Source organism: Pseudoxanthomonas sacheonensis (assembly GCF_031455975.1).
GTDB lineage: Bacteria > Pseudomonadota > Gammaproteobacteria > Xanthomonadales > Xanthomonadaceae > Pseudoxanthomonas_A > Pseudoxanthomonas_A sacheonensis_A.
The window spans coordinates 213225-233963 of sequence record NZ_JAVDTT010000005.1 but is presented as its reverse complement, the minus strand read 5'-3'; the positions used below and the strand labels follow the sequence as shown (position 1 = coordinate 233963).

General features: G+C 64.3%; 17 protein-coding genes and 1 pseudogene. 11 read left to right on the top strand and 7 right to left on the bottom strand.

Annotated features, from left to right (window positions below; translation table 11 throughout):
• Positions 1-32: 32 nt before the first annotated feature.
• The 7 genes from murG (at position 33) to lpxC (ending at position 8030) form a co-directional block, all read left to right on the top strand.
• Entirely contained in the window at positions 33-1100 is a 1068-nt protein-coding gene (murG, locus tag J2W94_RS17165) for an undecaprenyldiphospho-muramoylpentapeptide beta-N-acetylglucosaminyltransferase (protein WP_310096168.1), read from the top strand.
• Positions 1100-2551, top strand: coding sequence for a UDP-N-acetylmuramate--L-alanine ligase (gene murC / locus J2W94_RS17160; protein WP_310096166.1), 1452 nt, complete (start codon positions 1100-1102; stop codon positions 2549-2551). Before murG ends, murC begins: the two co-directional genes overlap by 1 nt.
• Positions 2548-3510, top strand: coding sequence for a D-alanine--D-alanine ligase (locus J2W94_RS17155; RefSeq protein ID WP_310096016.1), 963 nt, complete (start codon positions 2548-2550; stop codon positions 3508-3510). The genes murC and J2W94_RS17155 overlap by 4 nt, the downstream gene beginning before the upstream one ends.
• On the top strand, positions 3507-4283 hold the full coding sequence (locus J2W94_RS17150; RefSeq protein WP_310096014.1) for a cell division protein FtsQ/DivIB: 777 nt from the start codon (positions 3507-3509) through the stop codon (positions 4281-4283). The genes J2W94_RS17155 and J2W94_RS17150 overlap by 4 nt, the downstream gene beginning before the upstream one ends.
• Positions 4280-5515: a cell division protein FtsA gene (gene ftsA, locus J2W94_RS17145; RefSeq protein ID WP_310096012.1), complete on the top strand. Its 1236-nt coding sequence runs from the start codon at positions 4280-4282 to the stop codon at positions 5513-5515. The genes J2W94_RS17150 and ftsA overlap by 4 nt, the downstream gene beginning before the upstream one ends.
• A 122-nt stretch (positions 5516-5637) precedes the next feature.
• Complete coding sequence (gene ftsZ / locus J2W94_RS17140; RefSeq protein WP_310096010.1) at positions 5638-6870, top strand: cell division protein FtsZ; 1233 nt, start codon at positions 5638-5640, stop codon at positions 6868-6870.
• Positions 6871-7115: 245 nt separating this feature from the next.
• The gene (gene lpxC / locus J2W94_RS17135) at positions 7116-8030 is read left to right on the top strand and encodes a UDP-3-O-acyl-N-acetylglucosamine deacetylase (protein ID WP_310096008.1); all 915 of its coding nucleotides are present in this window, start codon (positions 7116-7118) and stop codon (positions 8028-8030) included.
• 145 nt (positions 8031-8175) lie between these two features.
• Here lpxC and J2W94_RS17130 read toward each other — a convergent pair whose 3' ends face one another.
• Positions 8176-8661 carry a DUF721 domain-containing protein gene (locus tag J2W94_RS17130; RefSeq protein ID WP_310096006.1) on the bottom strand — a complete coding sequence of 162 codons (486 nt, stop codon included), beginning with the start codon at positions 8659-8661 and terminating at the stop codon, positions 8176-8178.
• Positions 8662-8669: 8 nt separating this feature from the next.
• Here J2W94_RS17130 and J2W94_RS17125 point away from each other — a divergent pair, with 8 nt between their 5' ends.
• The 3 genes from J2W94_RS17125 (at position 8670) to J2W94_RS17115 (ending at position 13540) form a co-directional block, all read left to right on the top strand.
• Positions 8670-9620, top strand: a complete 951-nt coding sequence (locus tag J2W94_RS17125) for a peptidoglycan DD-metalloendopeptidase family protein (protein ID WP_430540645.1) — start codon at positions 8670-8672, stop codon at positions 9618-9620.
• A 149-nt stretch (positions 9621-9769) separates the two neighbouring features.
• Positions 9770-12502, top strand: a complete 2733-nt coding sequence (secA, locus tag J2W94_RS17120) for a preprotein translocase subunit SecA (protein WP_310096002.1) — start codon at positions 9770-9772, stop codon at positions 12500-12502.
• A gap of 75 nt (positions 12503-12577) precedes the next feature.
• Positions 12578-13540, top strand: coding sequence for a Nudix family hydrolase (locus J2W94_RS17115; RefSeq protein ID WP_310096000.1), 963 nt, complete (start codon positions 12578-12580; stop codon positions 13538-13540).
• A gap of 44 nt (positions 13541-13584) precedes the next feature.
• Here the strand turns inward: J2W94_RS17115 and coaE are convergent, their stop codons facing one another.
• From coaE to pilB, 4 genes are all read right to left on the bottom strand, one after another.
• The gene (coaE, locus tag J2W94_RS17110; protein WP_310095997.1) at positions 13585-14199 is read right to left on the bottom strand and encodes a dephospho-CoA kinase; all 615 of its coding nucleotides are present in this window, start codon (positions 14197-14199) and stop codon (positions 13585-13587) included.
• Positions 14200-14241: 42 nt separating this feature from the next.
• Complete coding sequence (locus J2W94_RS17105) at positions 14242-15105, bottom strand: prepilin peptidase (protein ID WP_310095994.1); 864 nt, start codon at positions 15103-15105, stop codon at positions 14242-14244.
• A 4-nt stretch (positions 15106-15109) separates the two neighbouring features.
• Positions 15110-16372: a type II secretion system F family protein gene (locus J2W94_RS17100; protein ID WP_310095992.1), complete on the bottom strand. Its 1263-nt coding sequence runs from the start codon at positions 16370-16372 to the stop codon at positions 15110-15112.
• A gap of 238 nt (positions 16373-16610) precedes the next feature.
• Positions 16611-18344 carry a type IV-A pilus assembly ATPase PilB gene (gene pilB / locus J2W94_RS17095; protein ID WP_310095990.1) on the bottom strand — a complete coding sequence of 578 codons (1734 nt, stop codon included), beginning with the start codon at positions 18342-18344 and terminating at the stop codon, positions 16611-16613.
• Between the two features lie 327 nt (positions 18345-18671).
• Here pilB and J2W94_RS17090 point away from each other — a divergent pair, with 327 nt between their 5' ends.
• Positions 18672-19526: a glycosyltransferase family 2 protein gene (locus J2W94_RS17090; protein ID WP_310095988.1), complete on the top strand. Its 855-nt coding sequence runs from the start codon at positions 18672-18674 to the stop codon at positions 19524-19526.
• Between the two features lie 22 nt (positions 19527-19548).
• Here the strand turns inward: J2W94_RS17090 and J2W94_RS17085 are convergent.
• Both J2W94_RS17085 and J2W94_RS17080 read right to left on the bottom strand, forming a co-directional pair.
• Positions 19549-19816, bottom strand: a pseudogene (locus J2W94_RS17085) (transposase); the annotation flags it as partial.
• 178 nt (positions 19817-19994) lie between these two features.
• On the bottom strand, positions 19995-20735 hold the full coding sequence (locus tag J2W94_RS17080; protein ID WP_310095987.1) for a class I SAM-dependent methyltransferase: 741 nt from the start codon (positions 20733-20735) through the stop codon (positions 19995-19997).
• Between the last annotated feature and the right edge of the window lie 4 nt (positions 20736-20739).

Below are 20739 nucleotides of genomic sequence, written 5' to 3'. Positions count from 1 at the left end.
CGCCGCTTCGCCTTGGCGATGCGGCTCCGGTAATGATCCTTGCGGGAGGCACCGGCGGCCACATCTTCCCGGCGCTGGCGGTGGCCAAGGTGCTGCGCGCGCGCGGCGTGCCGGTGACCTGGCTGGGCGCCGAAGGCGCAATGGAAACCCGGCTGGTGCCCCAGCACGGCATTCCGTTGGACACCATCGCCATTTCCGGCGTGCGCGGCAAAGGCGGGCTCGCCTTGCTGGGCGCGCCATTGCGCGTCTTCAAGGCGATCCGCCGTGCGGGTTCGGTATTGCGCCAGCGCTCGCCGCGTGCGGTGGTCAGCTTCGGTGGTTTCGCCGCAGGCCCCGGCGGCATGGCCGCGCGTCTGCAGGGCCGTCCATTACTGGTGCACGAACAGAATCGCGCGCCCGGCTTCACCAACCGCGTGCTGGCGAAGTTCGCGCGACGCATCCTCGCCGGTTTTCCCGGCAGCTTCCCGGCCCGCGAAGAAGCGGTGGGCAATCCGGTGCGCGACGAGATCGCTGGGTTGCCGACGCCCGCGCAACGTTTCGCCGGACGGGCGGAGCCGTTGCGATTGCTGGTGCTGGGCGGCAGCCAGGGCGCGCGCGCCTTGAATCTCGCGCTGCCGCAAGCGCTCTCGGCGTTGTCCGGCTTCCGCATCGAAGTGCGCCATCAGTGCGGCGAAAAGATGCGCGAGGAAGCGATGCGCGCCTATGCCGAGACCAATGTGATCGCCAGCGTGGAGAGCTTCATCGTCGACATGGCCGAAGCCTATGCCTGGGCCGATCTGGTGGTCTGCCGCGCGGGCGCGTCCACGCTCGCCGAGCTGTGCGCCGCCGGCATCGGCAGCGTGCTGGTTCCCTTCGCCGCTGCCGTCGACGACCACCAGACCAAGAACGCGATGTACCTGGTCGAACACGGCGCCGCGGTATTGCTGAAGCAGGACGACCAGCTAGCGTCGCGCCTGCAGCAGGTCCTGGGCGAGCTCGCCGCCGATCCGGTCCGCCGCCTGGCGATGGCCGACGCCGCTCGCTCGCTGGCCAAGCCCGATGCGGCCGAACGCATCGCCGACATCATTCTTGAAGAATCCGAACTGGAACGCGCCGCATGATGATGGCCGCCGCACGCGAACGCCGCTTGCAACACACGGGCAACCTGGCCCAGGAATTCCGCCGCGTGCATTTCGTGGGCATAGGCGGCTCCGGCATGAGCGGAATAGCGGAGGTGCTGTGCACGCTCGGCTACGAAGTCTCCGGTTCGGACAACGCCGACAACGCCGCCACGCGCCGTTTGGTGTCGCTGGGCGCGCGGGTGATGCGCGGGCACAACGCGTCCAACGTGCTAGGTACGGACTGCGTGGTGGTGTCCAGCGCGATCAAGCACGACAACCCGGAACTGATGGAAGCGCGTTCGCAGCGCATTCCGATCGTGCCGCGCGCGGCGATGCTGGCCGAGCTGATGCGTTTCCGCCGCGGCATCGCGGTGGCCGGTACCCACGGCAAGACCACCACTACGAGTTTGACGGCAGCGGTGTTGAGCGAAGGCGGACTGGATCCGACCTTCGTCATCGGCGGCCAACTGCTCGCGGCGGGCGCCAACGCCAAGCTCGGCGATGGCCAGTGGCTGGTCGCGGAGGCGGACGAAAGCGACGGCAGTTTCCTGCGCCTGAATCCGCTGATGGCGGTGATCACCAACATCGATTCGGACCATCTGGAAAACTACGACAACGATTTCTCGAAAGTCCAGGCCGCGTTCGCCGAATTTCTGCAACGCCTGCCGTTCTATGGGCTGGCGGTGCTGTGCATCGACGACCCCGAAGTGGCCGCCCTGGCGGCCGACACGCCGCGTCACGTGATGAGCTACGGCTTCGCCGAGAACGCCGACGTACGCGCCGAGAACGTGACCCAGGAAGCCGGCTGCATGCGCTTCACCCTGCGCCTGCCCGAAGACAGCCAGGTGCAGGTCAAGCTCGCCTTGCCGGGCCGCCACAACGTGCAGAACGCGCTCGCCGCAGCGTGCATAGGTTGGCAGCTGGGCGTGACGCCGCAGGACATCGCCAATGCGTTGGAGAAATTCTCGGGCATCGGCCGACGCTTCAACGACCTGGGCGAAATCACCACGCCCAATGGCGCGCGGGTAAGGCTGGTCGACGACTACGGCCACCATCCGCGCGAACTCGCCGCGGTCTTCGCCGCAGCGCGTGGCGGATGGCCGGACAAGCGTCTTGTCGTCGCCTTCCAGCCGCATCGCTACAGCCGTACGCGCGACCAGTTCGACGCCTTCGCCGCGGTGCTGTCCGAAGTGGACGCGCTGGTCTTGAGCGAAGTTTATCCCGCAGGCGAAGCTCCGATCGCCGGTGCGGACGCCAAATCGCTGGCCCGCGCCATCCGTGCGCGCGGCCGCAACGAGCCGGTGGTGGTCAGCCAGGTGTCCGAACTCGCCGGCGTGTTGCCCGACGTGCTGCAGGACGGCGATCTGCTGCTGCTGATGGGCGCGGGCGATATCGGCCATGTCGCCCAGGACATCGCTGCCCAGGGTTTTGGAGGAAGCAAGTCAGAATGAGCAAGTACGCAATCCCCGCGCAGACCGTCACCGACCCGAAGGCATTCGGTCGGGTCGCCGTGCTGCTGGGCGGCACCTCCAGCGAGCGCGAAGTGTCGCTGGACTCCGGCCGCAACGTGCTCGAGGCGCTGCTCGCGCGCGGCGTCGACGCGACCGCCGTCGACGGCGTGTCTGCGCTGACCGAAGCGCTGTCGCAGAAGAAGTTCGACCGCGTCTTCAACATCCTGCATGGCGGCGAAGGCGAGAATGGCGTGCTGCAGGGCCTGCTGGAAGCGCTGGGCGTTCCGTACACCGGTTCCGGCGTACTGGGCTCCGCGCTGGCGCTCGACAAGATCCGTTGCAAGCAGGTGTGGATGTCGGTCGGTTTGCCCACGCCCGCCTATCGTCGGTTGGCGAAAGGCGACGACGTGCATGTCGCCGCCAGCGCCATCGGCCTGCCGTTGATCGTCAAACCCTCGTGCGAAGGTTCCAGCGTCGGCATTTCGCGCGTGGTCGATGAAGCCGACCTGCAGGCGGCATTGGATCTGGCGGCGCGCTATCCGGGCGAACTGCTGATGGAGCAGATGGTCATCGGCGACGAGCTCACTGTGCCGATTCTCGGCGGCGTGGCATTGCCTTCCATCCGCATCGTGCCGAAAGGGCTTTGGTACGACTACCACGCCAAGTACGTCGCCGACGATACGCAGTATCTGTGTCCGGGCCTGGAAGGCGCCGATGAAACCGAGATCGGACGGATCGCGGTCGAAGCATTCAACGCAGTGGACTGCCGTGGCTGGGGCCGCGTCGATGTGATGCGCGACCGCGCCAGCGGCAACTTCTATCTGCTGGAGGTGAACACCGCGCCGGGCATGACCAGTCATTCGCTGGTGCCCAAGGCAGCGCAGCAGGCCGGTATCGGTTTCGAAGAGCTGTGCTGGCGGATCCTGGAAGCCACGCTGCCGGAGGTGGCCGGCCGATGAACGCCGCGCTGCGCATCTTCACCTGGCTGCTGGCATTGGCGCTGGTCGTGCTGCCGGTGGTCGCGGTCATGAACGGCTGGATCGGCGCCGAGCGCTGGCCGCTGACCAAACTGCGCGTGCATGGCGAGTTCGAGCGTGTCGATCCTGTCCAGTTGCGGGCGGTGGTCCTGCCTTACGCCAAGCCCGGCTTCTTCGCCGCGCGTTTGCAGGGCGCGCAGGATGCGGTGGAAAAGCTGCCCTGGGTCGAACGTGCCGAAGTACGCAAACGCTGGCCGGACGTGTTGGAGATCGAGGTCGTCGAACACAAGCCGTTCGCGCGCTGGGGCAAGGATCGACTGCTGTCGGAGCAGGGGCGGCTGTTCCCGGTGCCGAAGGACATGCGGTCGGATGCGCTGCCGCAGCTCGGCGGTCCCGATTCGCAGGTGCAGGAAGTGGTGAAGCTCTACAACGAATCGCGCGAACTGTTCGCTCCGATCGGCTTCAAGGTCGACAGCCTGGTGATGGACCGTCGCGGCAGCTGGTCGCTGGCCCTGAGCAACGGCACACAGGTCGTGGTGGGCCGCGCCGATGCGCGCCCGCGCCTGGGCCGGTTCGCGCGCATGTTGCCGCAATTGCTGGCGCGCAATGCGTTGCCGCTGCAGCGCGCCGACCTTCGCTACACCAATGGTTTCGCTTTGAGCTGGGCCGACAAGCCCGCTACCGCGGAAACGCTCTCACCCCAACCCTCTCCCGCGAACGGGACAGGGGGCATTACCCAGCAGGCAAGCACATGAATCGCAAGGGCGACAAATCGCTGATCGTCGGTCTCGACATCGGCACTTCCAAGGTCACCGCGTTGGTCGGCGAATATTCGCCGGGCAATCCCATCGAAGTGATCGGCATCGGTTCGCACGAATCGCGCGGACTCAAGCGCGGCGTGGTGGTGGACATCGAGTCCACCGTGCAGTCGATCCAGCGCGCGGTGGAAGAAGCCGAACTGATGGCGGGCTGCGAAATCCGTTCGGTCTACGCCTCCATCTCCGGCGCGCACGTGCAGTGCAAGAATTCGCCCGGCATCGTGCCGATCCGCGATGGCGAAGTGACCTGGGGCGACCTGGATCGCGTGCTGGAGGCCGCCAAGGCCGTGGCCATCCCCGCCGACCAGAAGATCCTGCACGCTATCCCGCGCGAATACGTACTGGACGATTCGCAGGAAGGCATCCGTAATCCGGTCGGCATGACCGGCGTGCGCCTGGAAGTACACGCGCACTTGGTGGTGTGCGCGCAGTCGGCCGCGGCCAACATCAGCAAGTGCGTGCAGCGCTGCGGTCTGCAGATCGACGATCTGATTCTTTCTTCGTTGGCCTCCAGTGTCGCCGTGCTGACCAGCGACGAGCGCGAGCTCGGCGTGGTGCTGGTCGACATGGGCGCGGGTACTACCGATCTGGCCGTGTTCGTGCAGGGCGCGATCTGCCACACCGCTTCTTTGCCCATCGCTGGCGACCACGTCACCAACGACATCGCGCACATGTTGCGCACGCCCACGCCTGAAGCCGAGCAGATCAAGGTGCGTTACGCCTGCGCACTGGCGCAACTGGCCACCGCCGAGGAAAGCATCCAGGTGCCCAGCGTCGGCGACCGCCCGCCGCGCCGCCTGCCGCGCCATTCGCTGGCGCAGGCGGTGCAGGGCCGTTACGAGGAAATCTTCGAAATGGTGCAGGCCGAACTGCGCCGCTCCGGATTCGAAGAGCTGGTGCGGGCCGGCATGGTGCTGACCGGCGGCGCTTCGAAGATGGAAGGCGTGGTCGAACTGGCCGAGGAAATGCTGCAGATGCCGGTGCGCATCGGCATTCCGCAGCACGTCACCGGTCTGGGCGAAGTGGTCGGCAACCCGGTGCACGCCACCGGCGTGGGCCTGCTGCTGATGGGCAGCCAGATCGAGCATCCGCGGCGTCCGTCCTTGCCCCTGGGCAAGACCGGAAGCCTATTCAACAAATTGAAGAACTGGTACCGCGGCGAGTTCTGAGGCCGCGCAGGAGTTTGGCGCAACCGCGAGGGCGCGGAGGCGTGAGGCGGGAAGGAAAAACGGGAATTGAGCAACAACCCGATTGATTCGATACACAACATAACTATTACGAGGACATGGACATGGCACATTTCGAACTGGTTGAAAGAATGGCACCGAATGCGGTGATTAAAGTCATCGGCGTCGGCGGCGGCGGCGGCAACGCGGTCGCGCACATGGTCAGCAGCAGCGTGGAAGGCGTTGAATTCGTCACCGCCAACACCGACTCGCAGGCCATCAACAACTGCGGCGCCAAGACCCAGCTGCAGCTGGGCGGCAACGTCACCAAGGGTCTGGGTGCGGGCGCCAATCCCGAAGTCGGCCGCCAGGCCGCGCTCGAGGATCGCGAACGCATCATCGCCGCGCTGGAAGGCGCCGACATGGTGTTCATCACCGCCGGCATGGGCGGCGGTACCGGCACCGGCGCAGCGCCGGTCGTGGCGCAACTCGCCAAGGAGATGGGCATCCTGACCGTTGCCGTGGTCACCAAGCCTTTCCCGTTCGAAGGCCGCCGCCGCATGCAGGTCGCGTTGAAGGGCATCGAAGAACTCAGCCACCACTGCGATTCGCTGATCACCATTCCCAACGAAAAGCTGATCACCGTGCTGGGCCGCAACGCGACCATGATCCAGGCGTTCCGTGCCGCCAACGACGTGCTGCTGGGCGCCGTGCAGGGCATCGCCGACCTGATCGTGCGCCCGGGCCTGATCAACGTCGACTTCGCCGACGTGCGTACCGTGATGAGCGAAATGGGCCTGGCCATGATGGGCACCGGTTCGGCACGCGGCGACGACCGCGCGCAGGCGGCGGCTGAGGCGGCGATCCAGAATCCGCTACTGGACGACGTCAACCTGTCCGGCGCCAACGGCATCCTGGTCAATATCACCGCCGGCCCGGATTTCACCATGGCCGAGTTCGACGAAGTGGGCCGCACCATCGAAGGCTTCGCCGCCGAGGACGCCACCGTGGTCCTGGGCACCGTGCTGGACCCGGACATGCAGGACGAAGTCCGCGTCACCGTGGTCGCTACCGGCCTCAATCGCACCGCCGCCGTGCGCCAGCCGCTGGGCCGTGGCGAAAGCAACAGCCTGCGCGAACCGATGCGCGCGCCGATCAAGCTGGTCCGCGACGCCACCACGGGCATGGCTTACGACGCCAACGCCATGATGGATCCGGTGGCCAATGCGGTCAGCGGGCTGGGCCTGCGCCGCGGCAGCGCCGAACCGGCTTCCCTGCCGGCCGCCGCTCCGGCGACCGCCGACCTGCCGGGCGATTACCTGGATATCCCGGCGTTCCTGCGCCGCCAGGCGGATTGATTCAAGCCCTCTCCGGATGGGAGAGGGAAGCAAGGAGTGGGTCGCGGATACCCTAGGGCGTCCGCGATGGAAGACTGTCCTGTCCCCTTCGCTGCCGGGCTTGTCCGGCCCGGCAGCTTTTTCCCCCTGAGCCCCCGCCGCTTGGCATCGTTTCAGGCGTGGGACAGATCGATTCTTCCGTTAGGATTCAGGCACCTGCGTGCTATTCTCGCCGACTGTTCGACACTCGCTTCAGCCTCGCCCTTATGACCCAGCAGCGCACCCTCAAGAATGTGATCCGCGCCACAGGCGTGGGGTTGCATAGCGGGGAAAAGGTCTACATGACCCTGCGTCCTGCTCCGGTCGACAACGGCATCGTGTTTCGCCGCGTGGATCTGGACCCGGTGGTGGAGATTCCCGCCAACGCCGAGCTGGTCAGCGAGACCACCCTGTGCACGGGCCTGAGCCGCGATGGCGCCAAGGTCATGACCGTCGAGCACCTGATGTCGGCAATGGCCGGCCTGGGCGTCGACAACGCCTATGTGGAACTGTCTTCGGCCGAGTTGCCGATCATGGACGGCTCCGCCGGTCCGTTCGTGTTCCTGTTGCAGTCCGCCGGCGTGGTCGAGCAGAACGCGGCCAAACGTTTCCTGCGCATCCTGCATCCGGTGGAAGTGCGCGACGGCGACAAGATCGCGCGCTTCGTGCCCTACGACGGCTTCAAGGTCGGCTTCACCGTGGAGTTCGATCATCCGATGATCCCCGCTTCGCAGTCGCGCGCGGAGATCGATTTCTCCACCGCCGCCTATACCAAGGAAGTCGCGCGCGCGCGCACCTTCGGTTTCATGCGCGACCTGGAATACATGCGTGAGCGCAACCTGGGCCTGGGCGGCTCGATGGACAACGCCATCGTGCTGGACGAATTCCGCGTGCTCAACGACGACGGCCTGCGCTACGCCGACGAATTCGTGCGCCACAAGATTCTGGACGCCATCGGCGATCTGTACCTGGCCGGACACCCCATCCTGGGCGCATACGAAGGCTTCAAGTCCGGTCATGCGCTCAACAATAAGCTGGTGCGGGCGCTGATGGCCGAACGCTCGGCCTGGGAAGAAGTGACTTTCGAGGTCCCGGCCAGCCCTGCGCCCGTGGCCTACGGCAGCCCCGCGCTCGCTGTCTGAACAACCGCCCCCGGCGGACGGCCCGATTTGGCCGGAACTGTGAACCGGCAACGTTCCCTGGCCGTGAATTCACAATAATTTAACTATTCGATAACGAACGCATTGCCTTTGCTGGGTACCATGCTTCGGCCTGTGCGCGCCGGATTCAACGTTTGGCCCGGCCGCCCCGGTGTTCAGGAATGGGGTCCTTGCCCTCATTGGATCCGGCGGAGTCCGGATCGTCCAGGGATGCCAAGGCGGCTTTGAGCGCACTGCGCGAAGCTTCCGACATGGGTTTGACCGCAAGTCCGGCCGGCTCAGGCCGCTGGAAGGGCGCAGTCGTAGTTTTCGCAACCACTTCGGTGGCTGCAAACCCGATGGATCGGGCCAAGTTGATCAATTCGGGTGCGGCAAGTCGCAGTTTGGCGTGCCACACGGGGGAATCGACAATAAAAACGAGTTTTCCGCCGGCCACGTTCCCCAGTTTGCAGTGTGGGGCGAGGGCAGGCGGTAGACAGGGGCGAAGTTGCTGTTCCAGCGCGTCGAGCCACAAGGCTCTGCGCACCGGGTCGGTGGCGGCATCCGACATCGCAGCCTGCAAAGCAGGCTGTGGGGATGAAGCGCGACGCGGTTGGGACTTCGAATCAGACATCGGTATCTATGACCTTTCAATCCATCGTAAACAATTCACGCGTCGGCATGGCCCATCTCTTGGCCAGCAAGTCCCATCAGGCCCGTGTCTTCATGTACTCCCGCCCACTCGCCAGCGTCGGCATTCTGCTCGCCGCAGGCCTTTTGCTGGGTTTCGGCGGCCGTAGCGCCGCCGGCATGGCCCAGGTCTCGCTGCTGCAGGCCAAGGCCGACAAGCAGCAGGCCGAGTTGGAGCAGGTCCGCCGCGGCGCCCAGCAGGAAGTCAACGCCATGGCCGCGCGCCTGGGCGAGCTGCAGGCCCAGGCCAACCGCCTCAATGCGCTGGGCGAACGCCTGACCCGCGTCGGCCAGCTGCAGGATGGCGAATTCGACTTCGACAAGCCGGTCGGTGTCGGCGGCAACGACCAGACCTTCGACATGGAGCCCAAGGCGCTGAACGTCGGCGTGACCCAGCTGGAACGCCAGTTCGCCGCTTCCGGCAAGCAGCTGTCGGTGTTGGAAGCGCTGCTGTTCAACCGCGAGCTGGACAAGAACGCCATGCCTTCGCGCATGCCGATCGCCAACAGCTACATCACCTCCGGTTTCGGTGGCCGTGCGGACCCCTTGGGCGGTGGCAGCCAGTATCACAAGGGCATCGATTTCGAAGCCGACGTGGGCGATCCGGTGCTGAGCGTGGCCGACGGCGTGGTCAGCTTCGCCGGCGTCAAGAGCGGCTACGGCAACGTGGTCGACGTGGACCACGGCAACGGCTACGTGACCCGTTATGCGCATAACTCGCGGCTGGTAGTGCGGGTGGGCGACCTGGTGCGCGTAGGCCAGGAGATCGCCAAGGCCGGCTCCACCGGCCGTTCCACCGGCGCGCACGTGCATTTCGAAGTCTGGGAAAACGGCCGAGTCGTCAATCCGCGCAAGTTCCTGGGCGAAGGCCCGACCCCGGTAGGGCAGGTCAAGCGCGGCTGAATCCGCTGCTTGATTCCCCAGGGTCCGCCCCAAGCTACAATGGTGTGTTGCCAACAGGGCGCATTGCGCCCTGTTTCGTTTTGGGCGGCAGGAAGCGGGCTCCGAGCCGCCGATTGCGCCCGACGCTCCTTTCAACTCCGGTTCCCTACATGATCAACAGCCTGCTTACCCGTGTCTTTGGTAGTCGCAACGAACGCCTGCTCAAGCAACTCCAACGTAGCGTCACCAAGATCAATGCGCTGGAGCCGGAGCTGGAAAAGCTCTCCGACGAAGCCCTGAAGGCCAAGACCCCGGAGTTCCAGAAACGCATCGCCGACGGCGAATCGCTGGACAAGGTTCTGCCCGAAGCCTTCGCCGTCTGCCGCGAAGCCTCGCGCCGCGTGTTGGGCATGCGCCATTACGACGTGCAGCTGATCGGCGGCATGGTGTTGCATCTGGGCAAGATCGCCGAGATGCGTACCGGCGAAGGCAAGACCCTGGTCGCCACGCTGCCCGTGTACTTGAACGCGCTGGAAGGCAAGGGCGTCCACGTCATCACCGTGAACGATTACCTGGCGCGCCGCGACGCGGCGTGGATGGGCAAGCTGTACGGCTGGTTGGGCTTGACCGTGGGCGTGGTCTATCCCGGCATGCCGCATTCGGACAAGCGCGAAGCGTACGCGAGCGACATCACCTACGGCACCAACAACGAATTCGGCTTCGACTACCTGCGCGACAACATGGCGATGTCGCGCGACGACCGCTACCAGCGCGGCCTGCACTACGCCATCGTCGACGAGGTGGACTCGATCCTGATCGACGAAGCGCGCACCCCGCTGATCATTTCCGGTCCCGCCGACGAATCGCCGGAGCTGTACATCCGCGTCAACCGCATCGTGCCCAAGCTGATCAAGCAGGAAACCGAGGAAGGCGAGGGCGACTTCTGGGTCGACGAGAAAGGCAAGCAAGTGCACCTGTCCGAGGCGGGCATGCAGCACGCCGAAGAGCTGCTGCGCGAAGCCGGCATCCTGAAGGACGAAGAAGACAGCCTGTACGGCGCCAACAACCTCAGCGTCGTGCATCACCTCAACGCGGCGATGCGCGCCAACGCCATCTACCAGCGCGACGTGGATTACATCGTGCGCGACGGCGAAGTGGTGATCGTCGACGAATTCACCGGCCGCACGCTGACCGGCCGTCGCTGGTCCGACGGCCTGCACCAGGCGGTCGAGGCGAAGGAAGGCGTGCCGGTCCAACGCGAGAACCAGACCCTGGCCAGCATCACCTTCCAGAATCTGTTCCGCATGTACAAGAAGCTGTCCGGCATGACCGGCACGGCCGATACCGAAGCCTACGAATTCCAGAGCATCTACGGTCTGGAAGTGATCGTCATTCCGACCAACCGCCCGACCGTGCGCAAGGATTCGTCCGACCAGGTGTTCCTCAACCGCAACGGCAAGTTCAACGCGGTGCTGGTCGACATCCAGGATTGCTACGCGCGCGGCCAGCCGGCGCTGGTGGGCACCACCTCGATCGAGACCTCGGAGCTGCTGTCCGAGCACCTGCGCAAGGCCGGCGTGCCGCACGAAGTGCTCAACGCCAAGCAGCACGAACGCGAAGCGCAGATCGTCGCCCAGGCGGGCCGTCCCAAAGCCATCACCATCGCCACCAATATGGCCGGCCGCGGTACCGACATCGTGCTGGGCGGTTCGCTGGAAGCCGAATACGAGCAACTGCCCGAAGACGCCACCGATGCCGACCGCGCACGGGTCAAGGCCGAGTGGCAGAAGCGCCATGACGAAGTGAAGGCCGCCGGCGGCCTGCATATCGTCGGCACCGAACGCCACGAATCGCGCCGCATCGACAACCAGCTGCGCGGCCGTTCCGGCCGTCAAGGCGACCCGGGTTCCTCGCGTTTCTACCTGTCGCTCGAAGACAATCTGATGCGTATCTTCGCCTCCGACTGGGTGCAGAAGGCGATGAAGCTGATCGGCATGAAGGAGGACGACGTCATCGAGGATCGTCTGGTCAGCCGCCAGATCGAGAAGGCGCAGCGCAAGGTGGAAGCGCACAACTTCGACATCCGCAAGAACCTGCTGGACTTCGACGACGTCAACAACGACCAGCGCAAGGTGATCTACAACCAGCGCGACGAACTGCTGGACGCCGAGTCGGTGAAGGAAAACATCGAAGGCATCCGCGGCGACGTGGTCGAGGACATGGTCGCCAAGTTCGTGCCGCCCAATTCGGTGGACGAGCAATGGGACCTGCAAGGTCTGGAGCAGGAGCTGGCGGTGGAAGCCGGCCTGCCGCTGCCGGTCACGCGCTGGCCGCAGGAAGCCGAAGAACTGGACGCCGAACGCATCGCCCAGCGCGTGCAGGAGGCCATGGCCGCGCACTTCGAGGAGAAAGAAGCGCAATTGGGTCCTGAAACCATGCGCTCGCTCGAGAAGCACATCATGCTGACCGTGCTCGACAAGAACTGGAAGGAGCATCTGGCCAGCATGGATTACCTGCGCCAGGGCATCCATCTGCGCGGCTACGCGCAGAAGCAGCCGAAGCAGGAATACAAGAAGGAAGCGTTCGAGCTTTTCTCCGACATGCTGGAGAAGGTCAAGCGCGAAGTCGTCACCATCCTGGCGCGCGTGCGCATCCGCAGCGAAGAGGAAGTCGCCGCATTGGAAGCCGAGGAACGCCGCGTGGCCGCCGCCCGCGAGCAGCAGCTGCAGTTCCAGCATCAGGAAGCGGGCGGCTACGGCGCCGACGAGGAAGCCGCCGACGTTGAGGCCGCGCAGCTGGGTTTCTCGCCCATTACCCGCGACGGCCCCAAGGTCGGCCGCAACGATCCCTGCCCGTGCGGCAGCGGCAAGAAGTTCAAGCACTGCCACGGCCAGTTGAGCTGAAGCAGTACAACAGGGGCGCCGGAAGGCGCCCTTGTCATTTGCGTTCCCCGCACGATTCCCGGCAAGCTCCGGGTCATGCCTTCTTCTTTGCGCTTCATCCATGTCGCCGCCGCGGTCATCACCGATGTGCGCGGCCGCATCCTGCTTGCGCGCCGTACCGACGGCCGCGACCTGGCCGGCCTGTGGGAGTTCCCGGGCGGCAAGCGCGAACCGGGCGAATCGCTGGAGCACGCGCTGATCCGCGAATTGCAGGAAGAGCTCGGCATCACCGTGCAGGTGGGCGCAGCGCTGATCAGCGTGCCGCAGCAGTATCCCGACAAACGCCTGCGCCTGGACGTGCGCCAGGTGACCGCGTGGCAGGGCATTCCGCGAGGCGTCGAAGGACAGGCGCTGGCCTGGGTCGCGCCGGAAAAGCTCCCCCGCTACCCCATGCCGCCCGCCGACCGGCCGGTGGTGGCCGCGCTGCTGCAACCGGATCGCTATCTGGTCACGCCCGAGCCTGGCGATGACGATGCCGTTTGGCTCGCCTCTCTCTCCGCCGCGTTGGCCTCAGGCCTTCGGCGCGTGCAGCTGCGCGCGCGCGCGATCGATCTGCAACCGCGTTGGCGGGAACTCGCTGCCGCCGGGGCGGCGCTCTGCCGTAAGGCCGGCGCCGAGGCTCTAGTCAACGGCGACATCGACCTTGCGCTGGAGTTGGGCATCGGTGTGCATCTGCGCTCGTCGCAGCTGGCCGGTCTTTCTTCGCGCCCCTTGCCGGAAAGCCTGCCTGTCGCCGCCTCCTGCCATACTGCCGAATCTCTGCAGCTCGCCCAGGCCCTGGGCTGCGACTTCGCCGTGCTCGGCAGCGTGCTGCCGACCGCTACCCATCCGGAGGCGAGTCCTTTGGGTTGGGAAGGCTTCGCCAAGCTCCGTGAATCGGTCTCGCTGCCGATCTACGCCATCGGCGGCCTCTCGCCGGCCGATTTGCCGGAAGCGCGCCAGCACGGCGCCCAGGGCATCGCGGCCATCCGTTCCCTCTGGTCCCCCTTGTCTTCGTAGGGAAGTGGACCGGGTAGGCCGCTGCCCGAAGATCGAGGTCGGAATTACAGCCTTGTGGACAGCGCGCGATAGCGGGTGTCGAGTTCTGCGACGGCCGCGCGCAGATGCGAAAGGTCGCCATCGTTGACCACGATATCGTCGGCGATGGCCAGCCGCTGGGCGCGCGTCGCTTGGGCGGCGATCATCTTTTCGGCCAGGACGTCGTCGATGCCGTCGCGCTGTCTCAGGCGCGCTTTCTGCGTGGCGGGCAGGGCGTCCACCACCAGGATCCGATCCAGCCACGGGTAGGCGTTGCGGCCGCCGCCTTCGGTCAGCAGCGGGATCGCGGCGATCGCGTACGTGCTGGCGGCGGCGCGGCATTGCTGATGCAACTGCGCGCGGATGATCGGATGCAGGATCGCTTCCAGCGCGCGCCGTGCCGGCTCGTCGTCGAACACAAGCGCACGCAAACCCGCGCGGTCCAGCCGCCCGTCCGTTGTCAGCACGGATGCGCCGAAATGATCCACTACCGCGCCCAGCGCCGCTTGGCCCGGCTCCACGATCTGGCGCGCGATCAGATCGGCATCGGCAACGAATATCCCGCGCGCGACGAATTCCCGCTCCAGCGCGCTTTTGCCCGAGGCGATGCCGCCGGTGAGTCCGATGAGATAGTCGCTCATGCGCCCATTATGTAGGAGCGCGCTGCGGATCCCGCAGAGGGCTCAGGCGAGGCCGGAGACCTTCATGTAGGCGTCGACCATCTGTTTGCCCCAGAAGAACACGATCCAGCCGGCGATGGCCAGGTACGGGCCGAAGGGAATGGGCGTGGCGCGGTCGCGGCCTTTCATGGCCAGCCACACCGAGCCGATGACGGCGCCCACGACGGAGGAAAGCAGGATGATGGGAAGGATGCCTTTCAAGCCCACCCAGGCGCCCAGCGCTGCCAGCAGCTTGAAATCGCCGTGGCCCATGCCTTCCTTGCCGGTCAGTTGCTTGAACAGCCACCACACCGTCCATAGCGAAACGTAGCCGGCGATGGCGCCCAGCACCGCCGGCTTGGCCGGCATGTACAGGTTGTCCAGGCTGGCGATCAGCCCTAGCCACATCAGCGGCAGGGTCAGCTGGTCGGGCAGCAGCTGGGTGCGCAGGTCGATGCCGGACAGCGCAATCAGGAAGCAGCTCAGCAGAATCGCACCGAAACCCTGCCAGCCGAAACCGAAGTGCCAGACCGATACCAATGCCAGTATCGCGGTCAGCAATTCGACCGCCGGGTACTGAACCGAGATCGGCGCATGGCAATGGCGGCACTTGCCGCGCAGCGCCAGCCAGCTGAACACCGGAATGTTCTCGTACCACGACAGCTTGTGCTTGCAGTGGGGGCAGTGGGAGGGTTCGATCACGATGCCCGGCGGCGGCGGATCGTAGATCTCCGGCTGCTCCAGGATCTCGGTCGCGTCGCGCTTCCACTGCCATTCCAGCCGCCGCGGCAGGCGCAGAATCACCACGTTGAGGAAACTGCCCACCAGCAGGCCCAGACCGGCCGCGAGGGGATACCCCAGCGCGGGGTTCTGGTCGAGGAATGCCATGCAGTCAGCTGATCGTCATCGCCAGCTTGAAGATGGGCAGGTACATGCCGATCACCATGCCGCCGACCAGGATGCCGATCACCACCATGATCATCGGTTCGATCAGGCTGGCTAGCGCGTCCACCGCGTTGTTCACTTCCTGCTCGTAGTATTCGGCCACTTTGAACAACATGGCGTCAAGCGCGCCGGCCTCTTCGCCGATGGCGGTCATCTGGATGACCATGTGCGGGAACAGGTTGGTCTGCTTCAGCGCCACGTTGACCGGGTAACCCACGGCCACGTCTTCGCGCACGCGGAACACGGCCTTCTCGTACACCGTGTTGCCGGTGGCACCGGCAACAGTCTCCAGCGCTTCCACCAGCGGTACGCCGGCCTTGAAGGTCACCGCCAGCGTACGCGCGAAACGCGCGATGGCCGAGTTGTGCATGATTTCGCCTACTACCGGCACTTTCAGGATCATGCGGTCGAGGAAGTGCTGCAGCGCCAAGGAGCGCTTCTTGAAAAAGATGAATGCCGAGATCGCGCCGATGATTGCGATAAGAATCGGCAGCCACCACGAAACTAGGAAACGCGAGGCATTGACGATCAGTTGTGTGAAAGCGGGCAAGTCCGCGCCGAAGCTCTTGAAGGTTTCCTCGAACTGCGGCACCACGAACACCAGCAGGATGCCACTGACGATGATCGCCACCGCGATGGTCATGGCGGGGTAGAACAAGGCCTTCTTTATTTTTCCCTTCAGGGTCTCCAGGTTTTCCTTGTAGTCGGCGATGGTCGCCAGTACTTCTTCCAGTACACCTGCGCCTTCGCCGGCGCGTACCAGGTTGCGATACAGCTCATCGAACTGCACCGGATGCTTCAGGATCGCTTCGTAAAGCGAGGAGCCGCCTTCGATATCGGCGCGCAGTTCGCCCACCATTTTCTTCATGCGCGCGTTCTTGTGGCCGTCGCCAATGATCTCCAGCGATTGCACGATCGGCACGCCGGATTTCATCATCGTCGCCATCTGACGGCTGAAGAACGCGATTTCCTTCGCGGTGATGGTTTTGCCCGCAGCACCGAACAGCGGCTTGGGCTTGGGCTTGACCACTGTCGGGGTAATGCCGAGCTTGCGCAGTTCGGCGCGGAGCAGATTGGCGCTCTTGGACTGCTGCTCGCCCTTCATCTTGACGCCGCGCTTGTCGTTGCCTTCCCAGACGAACACCGACATCTGGCTGGTGCCGCGGTCCACGACGACGGACTTCTTTGCAGCGCTACGGGTTACGGCCATCTCTTATCCCCTATATCCGGCATCCCCACGCCGGGCAATGATGACCGCATGGTAGCGTTTTCCGGCGTTCAGGGGTATTTGCCACTGTGACGGCTTGCCGGGTTTACAAAACCCGTAGGCGCGGCTTTTCCGCGACCCTTTGATGTGGGACGTCCTCTGTAGGAGCGGGCCCTGCCCGCGACGCTCTTGCCGGACACATGTGAAAAGCGTCGCGGGCAGGGCCCGCTCCTACAGAGGGTCAGTCCTTGGTGACGCGGTTGATCTCGGCCAGACTGGTCACGCCGTGGCGCACCTTCATCAGGGCGGACTGGCGCAGGTCGCGCACGCCGGCCTTCTTGGCGGCTTCCGCGATCTGCATCGCGTTGCCGCCCTCCAGCACGATGGCGGCGATCGCATCGCTCATCGGCATGACCTGGTAGATGCCGGTGCGGCCCTTGTAGCCGCTCGTACATTCATCGCAGCCCACGGCTTCGTACACGGTGAAGCCGGTCTTGACCTCTTCTTCGGTGAAACCCTCGGCCAGCAAGGCGTGTTCGGGCAGTTCGACCTTGCGCTTGCAGTTGTTGCACAGGCGACGGGCCAGGCGCTGAGCGATGACCAGGGTTACCGAGCTGGTGATGTTGTACGGGGCGATGCCCATGTTCATCAGGCGGGCGATGGTCTGCGGCGCGTCGTTGGTGTGCAGGGTGCTGAGCACCATGTGGCCGGTCTGCGCGGCCTTGATGCCGATCTCGGCGGTTTCCAGGTCGCGGATTTCGCCGACCATGATCACATCCGGGTCCTGGCGCAGGAAGCTGCGCAGGGCGGCGGCGAAGGTCATGCCGCGCTTCACGTTCATCTGCACCTGGTTGATGCCGGGTACGCGGATTTCCACCGGGTCCTCGACCGTGCTGATGTTGCGCACGTCGTCGTTGAGGATATTCAGGGCCGTGTACAACGACACAGTCTTGCCGCTGCCGGTCGGGCCGGTGACCAGGACCATGCCGTAGGGCTTCTGCACCGCATTCACGAACAGGTCGCGCTGGTCGTCCTCGTAGCCCAGTTTCTCGATGCCCAGCTTGGCCGCGCTACCGTCCAGGATACGCAGCACGATCTTCTCGCCGAACAGCGTGGGCAGCGTGCTCATGCGGAAGTCGATCTGCTTGGTCTTGCTGAGGTTGAGCTTGATGCGGCCGTCCTGCGGCACGCGCTTTTCGGCGATGTCCAGCTGGGCCATCACCTTCAGGCGCGCAGCGATGCGCGGGTTCAGCTTCACCGGCGCCTTGGCCACCTGCTTGAGGATGCCGTCGATGCGCAGGCGTACGCGGTAGTCGTTCTCGTAGGGTTCGAAATGGATGTCCGACGCGCCCTTCTTGATCGCGTCGATCAGCACCTTGTTGACGAACTTGACCACCGGGGTATCGTCGCCCTTGGCGTCGATACCGCTATCGGACTGGTTCATGTCCTCGTCGGTGCCGATCTCCAGGTTGTCCAGACCTTCGTCGTCCTCGCCGAATCCGGTCATCGTGTCCGATGCGCTGCCCCATTGCTCCAGCGCACGGCGCAAGGACTCGTCATCCACCAGGATCGGTTCGACCACCAGGTTGGTGTGGAACTTGATTTCGTCCAGCGCGTGGGTCTTGGTCGGGTCGGACACGCCCACGAACAGGCGGTTGCCGCGCTTGAACAGCGGCAGCACCTGGTGTTTCTGCAGCAATTCGTCGCTGACCAGCTTGATCGCACTCTGGTTCGGGTCGAAAGCGGTGACATCGAGCAGCGGCATGCCGAACTCGATGGCATTGGCCGCGGCCAACTGCGGGGAGGTCACCAGTCGTTTATTGGATATCCACTGGGCCAAAGGCAGCTTGGCGCTGGCGGCCTCGGCCATGGCGTTGCGGGCCGTGGCTTCGTCCATCGAGCCGTCCTGCACCAGACGTCGGGCGATGCCGGTGATACCGACCAGATTGACGTTGTTGGCGACTACAGCGTTCATGAATCTTCCTGTCTAGAGCCTATTTTGGCGCGCTCGCACCATGGGGTGAGCGCGAGCAAGAACCATGCCACGTTTAACATGTTTTCGGGGGTGGCTGAAGTGTAGGGTCCACGGCAGTTCGCTTTCGCGACCCTCACCCCGCTTCGCACCTGCGAAGCTATCGAACTGACGCATTGGGTCCAAATTGAACTGGATCGGACAGCCGTCTTCTGGCCGTTGCCAACATTGGAGGTGCATGTATTCGTTCCAGGGCCTTCGGCTGCGGGGTGAACCCGTGGCCGGTTAGCGGCTACCATGTTCCCTCACAGGGTGCTCCGGGGAAAAGCATTGTCCAGTCTCAGCATTGTCCTGCCTGCCAAGAACGAGGCCGAGGGACTGCGCCGTACCTTGCCCGCTTTACGCCAACAAGTGCCCGATGCCCAGATCATCGTCGTGGACGATGGCTCCACCGATGAAACCGCCGCCGTTGCCGCAGAATATGGCGCCACGGTGCTGGTTGCGCCGTACTCGATGGGCAACGGCGCGGCGATCAAGCGCGGCGCGCGCGCGGCCTCGGGCCAGGTGATCGTGTTCATGGACGCCGACGGCCAGCACGACCCGGCCTGCATCCCGCAGTTGCTGGCGCGGCTGGAGCAGGGCTACGACATGGTGGTCGGTGCGCGCAACTGGTCGGGCCAAGCCGGCATGCACCGCGGCGCCGCCAACGCCTTCTACAACTGGCTGGCCACACGCATGACCGGGTTCGAGGTGAAGGATCTGACCTCGGGGTTCCGGGTGGTGCGTGCAGACAAGTTCCGCGAGTTCCTGCACTTGCTGCCGAACGGGTTCTCGTATCCGACCACCAGCACCATGGCGTTCTTTCGCAGCGCCTACGCGGTGGCCTACGAGCCGATCCCGGTGGCCAAGCGCATTGGTAAGAGCCATATCCGTCCGTTGCGCGACGGCGTGCGCTTCCTGCTGATCATCTTCAAGATCGCCACGCTGTATTCGCCGTTGAAGCTGTTTGCGCCGACGGCCATCCTGTTTTTTCTGATCGGTCTGGGTTACTACGCCTACACTTTCGTCACTCAAGGCCGCTTCACCAACATGAGCGTCCTGCTGTTTAGTGCCGCAGTGATCGTGTTCCTGATCGGGTTGATTTCCGAACAGATCACGTCGCTGACGTACAGGCGCGATGCCTGATCTAAGGCATCGCTGATAACGCGGGGCTGTCGAGCAAGGCTTCCTCGCAGGCCTGGTCGGCGAGATTGAACCAGTGCTGCACAAAGTACATCCGCAGCATCCGCTTCAGACCCACCGGAGGGCGACCGTTCCCCGCCTTCGGGTAGTGCGGCTCGATCCACCGCGCACAACGCTGCCAAGGGCACGAGCTGCTCCATCGTCGAAAGAAACACATCCCGACGCGTCGGACGACGGTACTGTTCGAAACCCGCTTCCTGATCCGCCGCCACTGCCAAGCTCTGCTGCTTCATCGATCCACACCTGATAGTCCGATCACGCATGTATTTTCTCAGAATCGGAGGACTTGATCAGCGTTGCCCTAAATCGGCTGGCGCGTGATTTGCTCCAGTGCGGGTTCAACGGCGTTCGCGTGGCTCGCTGACCTTCCGATCCGGCGATGGGGGTCGTCGTGCAGGCAATGCTGCGCCGCTATTCGGATTTTTCGTATGTGACGTCGTAGTTGATGGTCATGGAATTCTTGCGATCCAACTGATCGAAAAGCAATGCCAATGCGCCAGTGAGTAGTTTGATCGGATAAAGCAGCAGGTAGATCACGTAGCGTGGCGCGGTTTGCCTTCGGAACGGAAGCATCTCCCAGAGTGCAGCCCATGCCAGTGTTTCGACTGCAATGACGCTGCCGCCATGCGGCTCGATAGAAACGAGGCGAAAACCATGCTTTTCGCCCAATAACGCGTAACCGTAACGCGTATATCGTAAGAAATCGTGAGGTTGCTGGTGCTCGCCGGCAAGCAAAGGGGCGGAAAGATAGATCCGGCCATGTGGTTTCAGTATGCGGCTGAATTCCTGAAATGCACGGTCAGGTGAATCCAGATGTTCCAGTACCTGTATGCAGAGTGCGGCATCGAAACTGCCGGTTTCTACCGGAATATCATAGGCCGAAGAAACGATGTCGATGCCCGCGTAGTTCCAGTCACCGTCTCCGATACACAAATCGTTGCTGATGTAGTGGCAGTGCGCGAAATGCGGCTTGTATTTAAGCTCCCCGGCACCTACGTCGATGATGCTCTGGTCCGCCTGTATCCCGGCGGCCGTTCGGCGAACGAACTTGAGCAGGCGCCACTGGTGGTATTCGGTCAGCGGGTTGAAGGCGAGCTTCTTCAGCCATAGATTGGCATAAAGGAACTTGATTATGTGTTTGCGGATTCCCATTGTG

What these genes read in the sequence shown, in the direction of transcription:
- murG (WP_310096168.1), top strand. Translation starts at nt 33, where the DNA reads ATGATCCTTGCGGGAGGCACCGGCGGCCACATCTTCCCGGCGCTGGCG.
- murC (WP_310096166.1), top strand. Translation starts at nt 1,100, where the DNA reads ATGATGGCCGCCGCACGCGAACGCCGCTTGCAACACACGGGCAACCTG.
- J2W94_RS17155 (WP_310096016.1), top strand. Translation starts at nt 2,548, where the DNA reads ATGAGCAAGTACGCAATCCCCGCGCAGACCGTCACCGACCCGAAGGCA.
- J2W94_RS17150 (WP_310096014.1), top strand. Translation starts at nt 3,507, where the DNA reads ATGAACGCCGCGCTGCGCATCTTCACCTGGCTGCTGGCATTGGCGCTG.
- ftsA (WP_310096012.1), top strand. Translation starts at nt 4,280, where the DNA reads ATGAATCGCAAGGGCGACAAATCGCTGATCGTCGGTCTCGACATCGGC.
- ftsZ (WP_310096010.1), top strand. Translation starts at nt 5,638, where the DNA reads ATGGCACATTTCGAACTGGTTGAAAGAATGGCACCGAATGCGGTGATT.
- lpxC (WP_310096008.1), top strand. Translation starts at nt 7,116, where the DNA reads ATGACCCAGCAGCGCACCCTCAAGAATGTGATCCGCGCCACAGGCGTG.
- J2W94_RS17130 (WP_310096006.1), bottom strand. Translation starts at nt 8,661, where the DNA reads ATGTCTGATTCGAAGTCCCAACCGCGTCGCGCTTCATCCCCACAGCCT.
- J2W94_RS17125 (WP_430540645.1), top strand. Translation starts at nt 8,670, where the DNA reads ATGACCTTTCAATCCATCGTAAACAATTCACGCGTCGGCATGGCCCAT.
- secA (WP_310096002.1), top strand. Translation starts at nt 9,770, where the DNA reads ATGATCAACAGCCTGCTTACCCGTGTCTTTGGTAGTCGCAACGAACGC.
- J2W94_RS17115 (WP_310096000.1), top strand. Translation starts at nt 12,578, where the DNA reads ATGCCTTCTTCTTTGCGCTTCATCCATGTCGCCGCCGCGGTCATCACC.
- coaE (WP_310095997.1), bottom strand. Translation starts at nt 14,199, where the DNA reads ATGAGCGACTATCTCATCGGACTCACCGGCGGCATCGCCTCGGGCAAA.
- J2W94_RS17105 (WP_310095994.1), bottom strand. Translation starts at nt 15,105, where the DNA reads ATGGCATTCCTCGACCAGAACCCCGCGCTGGGGTATCCCCTCGCGGCC.
- J2W94_RS17100 (WP_310095992.1), bottom strand. Translation starts at nt 16,372, where the DNA reads ATGGCCGTAACCCGTAGCGCTGCAAAGAAGTCCGTCGTCGTGGACCGC.
- pilB (WP_310095990.1), bottom strand. Translation starts at nt 18,344, where the DNA reads ATGAACGCTGTAGTCGCCAACAACGTCAATCTGGTCGGTATCACCGGC.
- J2W94_RS17080 (WP_310095987.1), bottom strand. Translation starts at nt 20,735, where the DNA reads ATGGGAATCCGCAAACACATAATCAAGTTCCTTTATGCCAATCTATGG.